Annotated in this window: 10 protein-coding genes; 1 reads left to right on the forward strand and 9 read right to left on the reverse strand. The window is 60.9% G+C overall.

The features are described from left to right. Positions 1 to 2 precede the first annotated feature (2 nt). The 9 genes from rpsC to V7660_RS09710 form a co-directional block, all read right to left on the reverse strand. The gene (gene rpsC / locus V7660_RS09670) at positions 3 to 740 is read right to left on the reverse strand and encodes a 30S ribosomal protein S3 (protein ID WP_335602873.1); all 738 of its coding nucleotides are present in this window, start codon (positions 738 to 740) and stop codon (positions 3 to 5) included. Continuing rightward, positions 740 to 1,129: a 50S ribosomal protein L22 gene (gene rplV, locus V7660_RS09675; RefSeq protein ID WP_335602874.1), complete on the reverse strand. Its 390-nt coding sequence runs from the start codon at positions 1,127 to 1,129 to the stop codon at positions 740 to 742. The genes rpsC and rplV overlap by 1 nt, the downstream gene beginning before the upstream one ends. Before the next feature lie 2 nt (positions 1,130 to 1,131). Continuing rightward, on the reverse strand, positions 1,132 to 1,410 hold the full coding sequence (gene rpsS / locus V7660_RS09680) for a 30S ribosomal protein S19 (protein ID WP_034814209.1): 279 nt from the start codon (positions 1,408 to 1,410) through the stop codon (positions 1,132 to 1,134). 15 nt (positions 1,411 to 1,425) lie between these two features. Then, the gene (rplB, locus tag V7660_RS09685; protein ID WP_335602875.1) at positions 1,426 to 2,256 is read right to left on the reverse strand and encodes a 50S ribosomal protein L2; all 831 of its coding nucleotides are present in this window, start codon (positions 2,254 to 2,256) and stop codon (positions 1,426 to 1,428) included. A gap of 18 nt (positions 2,257 to 2,274) precedes the next feature. Beyond that, positions 2,275 to 2,574 (reverse strand): 50S ribosomal protein L23, encoded by a 300-nt coding sequence (locus V7660_RS09690; RefSeq protein ID WP_335602876.1) that lies wholly within the window; start codon positions 2,572 to 2,574, stop codon positions 2,275 to 2,277. 2 nt (positions 2,575 to 2,576) lie between these two features. Continuing rightward, the gene (rplD, locus tag V7660_RS09695) at positions 2,577 to 3,218 is read right to left on the reverse strand and encodes a 50S ribosomal protein L4 (protein ID WP_335602878.1); all 642 of its coding nucleotides are present in this window, start codon (positions 3,216 to 3,218) and stop codon (positions 2,577 to 2,579) included. Beyond that, positions 3,218 to 3,997, reverse strand: a complete 780-nt coding sequence (rplC, locus tag V7660_RS09700) for a 50S ribosomal protein L3 (protein ID WP_335602879.1) — start codon at positions 3,995 to 3,997, stop codon at positions 3,218 to 3,220. The genes rplD and rplC overlap by 1 nt, the downstream gene beginning before the upstream one ends. Continuing rightward, positions 3,997 to 4,317 (reverse strand): 30S ribosomal protein S10, encoded by a 321-nt coding sequence (rpsJ, locus tag V7660_RS09705; protein ID WP_027836784.1) that lies wholly within the window; start codon positions 4,315 to 4,317, stop codon positions 3,997 to 3,999. The genes rplC and rpsJ overlap by 1 nt, the downstream gene beginning before the upstream one ends. Before the next feature lie 515 nt (positions 4,318 to 4,832). Continuing rightward, on the reverse strand, positions 4,833 to 5,582 hold the full coding sequence (locus V7660_RS09710; protein WP_335602880.1) for a sulfotransferase domain-containing protein: 750 nt from the start codon (positions 5,580 to 5,582) through the stop codon (positions 4,833 to 4,835). A gap of 169 nt (positions 5,583 to 5,751) precedes the next feature. Here V7660_RS09710 and V7660_RS09715 point away from each other — a divergent pair, with 169 nt between their 5' ends. Then, complete coding sequence (locus V7660_RS09715) at positions 5,752 to 6,168, forward strand: GtrA family protein (protein ID WP_335602881.1); 417 nt, start codon at positions 5,752 to 5,754, stop codon at positions 6,166 to 6,168. Positions 6,169 to 6,178 lie beyond the last annotated feature (10 nt).

The raw sequence follows: 6,178 nt of genomic DNA on the forward strand, positions 1-6,178 counted from the left end.
TCTTACGCTCCGGCGGCTTGCGCACCGGTGGCCGGTCCGCGCTGGTTGGCATTGGCACGTGCACGGGACTGGCCGGAAGATTCCAGACGCTTGTCCTGAGCCATCGGGTCGTGCTCCATGATCTCGCCTTTGTAGACCCAGACCTTGATCCCGATGATGCCGTAAGTGGTGGCAGCTTCTGCAGTGCCGTAATCGATGTCGGCGCGCAGCGTGTGCAGCGGCACGGAGCCCTCTGCATACTTCTCGGTCCGCGCAATCTCTGCGCCGCCAAGACGACCGGACACCATGATCTTCACACCGTCAGCGCCGAGGCGCATGGCGGACTGGATGGCCCGCTTCATGGTGCGACGGAACGAGGCGCGGCGCTCAAGCTGGCGTGCGATGTCGTCGGCGATCAGCGTGGCATCGATTTCCGGCTTGCGGATCTCGACCAGGTTCACGCGGACTTCGTCGGTCGTCATCTTCGACAGAACCTTGCGAAGGGCTTCGATGTCGCCGCCCTTCTTGCCGATCACGAGACCCGGACGTGCCGTGTGGATCGTGATGAGGCATTTCTTGTGCGGACGCTCGATGATAATCTTCGAGATGCCGGCTTGCTTCAGACGCTTGCGGATTTCCTTGCGGATCGCGATGTCTTCGTGCAGCAGGCGACCGAAATCGGCCGTGTCGGCATACCAGCGGCTGTCAGACGTCCGGTTGATGCCCAGACGCAGGCCGATCGGATTTACTTTCTGACCCATTATGCGGCCTCCGCTTCAACTGAGGTGTCACGCAGGATGATGGTCATCTGCGAGAATGGCTTCTGGATGCGCGCAGCGCGGCCACGAGCCCGGGCGCGAATACGCTTCATCACGAGGTTCTTGCCGACATGGGCTTCCGCAACGACGAGGCTGTCGATGTCGAGGCCGTGATTGTTCTCGGCGTTCGCAATGGCGCTTTGCAGCAGCTTGCGGACATCCTGGGCAGGACGCTTCGGCGAGAACTGCAGCTGGGCCAGCGCACGCTCGACCGGCATACCGCGGATCTGCTGAGCCAGAAGGTTCAGCTTCTGCGGGCTGGAACGGTACATGCGCAGCACGGCGCGCGATTCATTCGAAGCCTGCTTCGGAGGATTCTTGGCTTTAGCCATGACTACTTCCTCTTCGCTTTCTTGTCCGCACCGTGGCCATAGTAGGACCGCGTTGGCGCGAACTCGCCGAACTTGTGACCGACCATTTCCTCAGAGACGGAAACCGGGATGAATTTGTTGCCATTGTGGACCTGGAAATTCAGGCCGACAAAGTTAGGCAGGATCGTTGAACGGCGCGACCAGGTCTTGATCACAACGCGCTTCTCAGAGGCGCGCGCTTCTTCTGCTTTCTTGAGCAGATAGCCGTCTACGAACGGGCCTTTCCAGACAGAACGTGGCATGTCTTGCGGCTCCTCTTAGCGTTTCGCGTTACGGCGACGGATGATCAGACGATCCGTTGCCTTGTTTTTACGGGTCTTCGGACCGCGTGTTTTCTTACCCCATGGCGTCACTGGGTGACGTCCACCGGACGACTTGCCTTCACCACCACCGTGTGGGTGGTCAACCGGGTTCATGACAACACCGCGGACAGACGGGCGCTTGCCCATGTGACGCTTGCGGCCTGCCTTGGACAGAACCTGGTTCATGTTGTCCGGATTGGACACGGCGCCGACGGTTGCCAGGCAGCTATCCATCACCATGCGAAGTTCGCCGGAAGTCAGCTTGATCTGGGCGTACCCACCATCACGACCGACCAGCTGGGCATAGGTGCCAGCGGAGCGAACCATCTGCGCGCCCTTCTGGGGCTTCAGCTCGATGTTGTGAATGATCGTACCGACCGGAATGCTTTTCAGCGGAAGCGTGTTGCCCGGCTTGATGTCTGCCGTCTTGGACGTGACCACCGTGTCGCCGACTTCAAGGCGCTGTGGCGCGATGATGTAGGACAGCTGGCCGTCTTCGTACTTGATCAGCGCGATGAAGGCCGTGCGGTTCGGATCATATTCCAGGCGCTCGACAGTGGCCGGCATGTCCCAGCGGTTACGCTTGAAGTCGACCTTGCGGTACAGCTTCTTCGCGCCGCCACCGATGCGGCGAGCCGTGATACGACCCGTATTGTTGCGTCCACCCTTCTTGGTCAGGCCTTCGGTCAGCGCCTTGACGGGCTTGCCCTTGTGAAGGTCAGACCGGTCCACCAGCACCAGCTGGCGGCGTCCTGGGGAGGTTGGGTTGAAAGTCTTCAGTGCCATGTTTCTCGTCCTTCTCCCCTAGAGGCCCGTCGTGATGTCGACGGACTGGCCCTCGGCGAGCGTCACGATGGCTTTTTTCATGTCGTTGCGACGACCTTCATAGCCACGAAAACGCTTCGTCTTGCCCTTTTGGACCAGAGTGTTGACCTTGGTTACTTCGACCTTGAAGAGCGCTTCGACAGCGTCCTTGATCGCTTTCTTGTCAGCGTCGATCGCCACTTCGAAGACAATCTTGTTGTCTTCAGCCACCAGAGTGGATTTCTCGGTGATCAGCGGGCGACGGATGACGTCGTAGTGATGTTCTTTGATGTCGGCCATGATTACTTAGCCTCCTTCGCGCCGTCGAAACGGGCCTTGATGCCTTCGGCCGCTTCCTTGGTGATGACGAGCTTCTTGCGGCGCAGGATGTCATAGACATTCAGGCCAGCGACAGGGAGCACGTCGACGTTAGGAATGTTGCGGGCCGCCTTGGCGAAATTCTCGTCCACGGACGTGCCTGAGATGATCAGGGCGTTCTCGATGCCGAGACCGGCGAACTGACCAACCAGCTCTTTCGTTTTCGGAGCCGACAGGATTGCCTCGTCCAGCACGATGACCGCATCGGCCTTCACCTTGGAAGACAGGGCGTGCGCCAGAGCCATCTTGCGGACCTTTTTAGGAAGGTCGTGAGCGTGGCTGCGGACTTTCGGGCCGTGCGCGACAGAACCACCGACGAAGATCGGCGCATTACGGGAACCGTGACGCGCGCCGCCGGAACCTTTCTGGCGGATGTACTTCTTCGTGGTGCGGCTGACTTCGCCGCGGGTCTGGGTCTTGTGCGTACCAGCCTGGCGCTTGGCCAGCTGCCAGCGAACCGTCCGCTGCAGGATGTCACCACGGATCTCTTCGATGCCGAAGATGGCATCGTCGAGCGTGATGTTTCCAGCCTCTTTGCCGGCAAGGGTTTTGACTGCGAGTTCCATTATTCAGCACCCTCTTGAGTTGCTTCAGCCGCTGGCGCATCAGCCGCGCCTGCCGCCTTGAAGGAGCCAGCCGCTGGTGCGTCGGCCGGAAGGGCCTTCTTCACCGCGTCGCGGACTTCGACATAGCTGCCGTCATGGCCGGGCACAGCGCCCTTGACCAGGATAAGGCCGCGCTCAACGTCGGTGCGGACCACTTCCAAATTCTGGGTGGTGACACGCTCAACGCCGTAATGACCGGCCATTTTCTTGTTCTTGAACACGCGGCCCGGATCCTGGTTCATACCCGTCGAACCGTGCGAACGGTGAGAGATGGACACACCGTGCGTCGCGCGCAGGCCGCCGAAATTCCAGCGCTTCATCGCACCGGCAAAACCCTTACCGATCGTGATGCCGGCGATGTCAACTTTCTGACCCGGAACGAAATGGTCAGCCTGAACTTCAGCGCCAACTTCCGGCAGGTCGCCAGAGACGCGGAATTCGCGCAGCTTGCGCTTTGGCGCAACGCCGGCTTTCGCAAACTGGCCGCGCAGCGCCTTGGACGTGCGCTTGGCTTTCTTTTCACCGATGCCGAGAATGACAGCCTGGTAGCCGTCCGTGCGGGTGACGTCGCCACCCTTCTTGGTCTTCACGGCGCGCTCTTCTTCGGTGCGCACGCCAACAACTTGGCAGCCATCAAGCGACAGGACGGTGACGGGCACGTGGCGGCCGGTCTCGTCGAATACGCGTGTCATGCCAACCTTGCGGGCAAGCACGCCGGAACGGGGTGCTGGCAGAGCCATTAGCGGCCTCCCTCAAGTTTGATTTCGATGCCAACGCCGGACGACAGGTCGAGCTTCATCAGCGCGTCCACGGTCTGCGGGGTCGGGTCTACAATGTCGAGGATCCGCTTATGGGTCCGGATTTCAAACTGCTCGCGCGACTTCTTGTCGATGTGCGGCGAGCGGTTCACGGTGAAGCGCTCGATACGGGTCGGCAGCGGGATCGGGCCTTTGACCTCAGCGCCGGTGCGCTTGGCCGTGCTCACAATCTCTTTCGCCGACATGTCGAGGGCGCGGTGATCGAAGGCCTTGAGCCTGATCCGGATATTTTGTCGTTCCATCGTTCGGTCCGTCCGCACAAAACACGTTAGCCCCAACGTGGCGCAAAAGTGCGCCAGGGCGTTACGTGGGATTAAATTGTCTGTTTCGAGGGAGCGTTCGCTCTATAAAGCGCTGCCATCCCGGCGAAGTCGGGGGTTTATGGGATCGATAGGCCCGCGTCAACTGAGTCGTGAAGCTTTTATGCAGAAAGACTCACAGGGGTAAAACTCTCAGCCTCTATCGCTCAGGCGGCATTTCCGAGACAGGTGGCAAACCGAACAGGGCCCGCAATTCGAATTGGGCGGATTTCAGCGTTCCAGCGGGCCAATTCTCGTTCCTCATGTCATCTCGCATGGCCGCCACAGCGGGTCCTGCGATACTGGCTCCCAGCTGTTCGCCTATCTTCAGCTTTCCAGATGCAGTGAGGCCGCAAGTCTTACTGGGAGCCCTGGAAAGGGAAAGCTACTTCCTTCGTTCTTGCATGGGACCGCCCCCCTCGCCCATGAGGCATGAGGGCGTGGCGCCAGCCGTGTCCTCACACGCTCCATGCGCCCTGATCCCAGCCCAGGAGGGCGCGGGTTTCAGCCGCGTCATGCGCGAAGACACGTCGCAGATAGTCCCGATCGTCTGAGCTCATCCGGTCTTCATCGGGGGCAGCATTGTAACGCTCCGCTATGTCGAATTGATGGGCCGCCACGCCCAGGAACCGGCACACCTTGGCCAGTTCCTTCTGGGAATCCCCGGCCAGGTCCTCACTGCGCAGGAACAATAGCTGGTCGTCGGAGAACAGCCGCCGCAATTCCCGGATCTGGGGCGCGTAATAGCTCCGCGCCAGATAGGAGCGCTCCCTGTCCTGCTCCGGCAGGGCCCGCCGGGCGCGCTCGCGCTCCTGCCGGATCGCCACCGGATAGGGCAGCGTCTCGCGGCCGAGCCGGCAGTCCATACGGTAATGCGACCAGGCCCGCTCGACCGGGTCGCGCAGTATGACGACGATCTGAATCCGGGGATTGTATGTCCAGACCCGCTCCAGCGCTCCGCTCCACCAACTGATGATCGGCGTCGCCTCGCCCAGCACAGAGCCATCGCGCCAGGCGTTCCAGTCGAACTGGCGATGATACAGCCAGTAGTCGAGCAGGCGGATACCGGTCGGCGGGCGCGTGTCGAAGAAATGGGGCTCCTTCTTCCTCGCCATGCAGATGTCGGGATGCTGGCGCAGGAAGGCGTCCAGCGATGTGGTGCCGGCCTTCTGGACGCCGGCTATGATGAAATCGATCCGTCTTGCCATACGCCCCGAATAGCGCGGACGTCTTGCGGGACTTTGCCGGAATGAGCGGCATTTGTCGCAAGATGTGGCAGGCTCCCCCACCCCCCTTCAACTTGCCTTAACCAAGGCCTCACGCTTTTCGCCGACACTCGACAGGATCTGTCATCTCGCTCCCAGGGACCTGTTTCAAATGATGAAATCGCCGCTCTCCGCCCTGCTCAGCCGGCCGGCTGCCCGCTATGGGCTGGCCAGCATCGCGGCGTTTGGCCTGGATCTGGTCCTCACCATGGCGCTGCGCCTCGGCGCGCATTTCAGCCTCACCCTGTCAGCGGCCATCGCCTTTGTCGTGACCGGACTCATTTTCTATTTCATCCATGAATTCTGGACGTTCCGGCATGACAGCTCGACAGTGTCGTCCGGGCGGCTGGTGCGCAATTTCACCTCCCTCGGGGCAGCCTTTTGCGTACGGGTCGGCATCATCGGCGCGCTCGAACTGATCCGCGCCCCAGGCCCCCTGCTCGCGCTGGTCTATTTCGGCCTTGCGGCGGCGGCCTCGCTGACGGTCAATTTCCTGATCAACAAATACTGGGTCTTCACCCGGACCTGACTGCCAGACA

It is taken from the genome of Hyphomonas sp. (assembly GCF_036964145.1).
Classification (GTDB): Bacteria; Pseudomonadota; Alphaproteobacteria; order Caulobacterales; family Hyphomonadaceae; genus Hyphomonas.

Coding starts and splice junctions, on each gene's coding strand:
- rpsC (WP_335602873.1), bottom strand. CDS start 740: ATGGGTCAGAAAGTAAATCCGATCGGCCTGCGTCTGGGCATCAACCGG.
- rplV (WP_335602874.1), bottom strand. CDS start 1,129: ATGGCTAAAGCCAAGAATCCTCCGAAGCAGGCTTCGAATGAATCGCGC.
- rpsS (WP_034814209.1), bottom strand. CDS start 1,410: ATGCCACGTTCTGTCTGGAAAGGCCCGTTCGTAGACGGCTATCTGCTC.
- rplB (WP_335602875.1), bottom strand. CDS start 2,256: ATGGCACTGAAGACTTTCAACCCAACCTCCCCAGGACGCCGCCAGCTG.
- V7660_RS09690 (WP_335602876.1), bottom strand. CDS start 2,574: ATGGCCGACATCAAAGAACATCACTACGACGTCATCCGTCGCCCGCTG.
- rplD (WP_335602878.1), bottom strand. CDS start 3,218: ATGGAACTCGCAGTCAAAACCCTTGCCGGCAAAGAGGCTGGAAACATC.
- rplC (WP_335602879.1), bottom strand. CDS start 3,997: ATGGCTCTGCCAGCACCCCGTTCCGGCGTGCTTGCCCGCAAGGTTGGC.
- rpsJ (WP_027836784.1), bottom strand. CDS start 4,317: ATGGAACGACAAAATATCCGGATCAGGCTCAAGGCCTTCGATCACCGC.
- V7660_RS09710 (WP_335602880.1), bottom strand. CDS start 5,582: ATGGCAAGACGGATCGATTTCATCATAGCCGGCGTCCAGAAGGCCGGC.
- V7660_RS09715 (WP_335602881.1), top strand. CDS start 5,752: ATGATGAAATCGCCGCTCTCCGCCCTGCTCAGCCGGCCGGCTGCCCGC.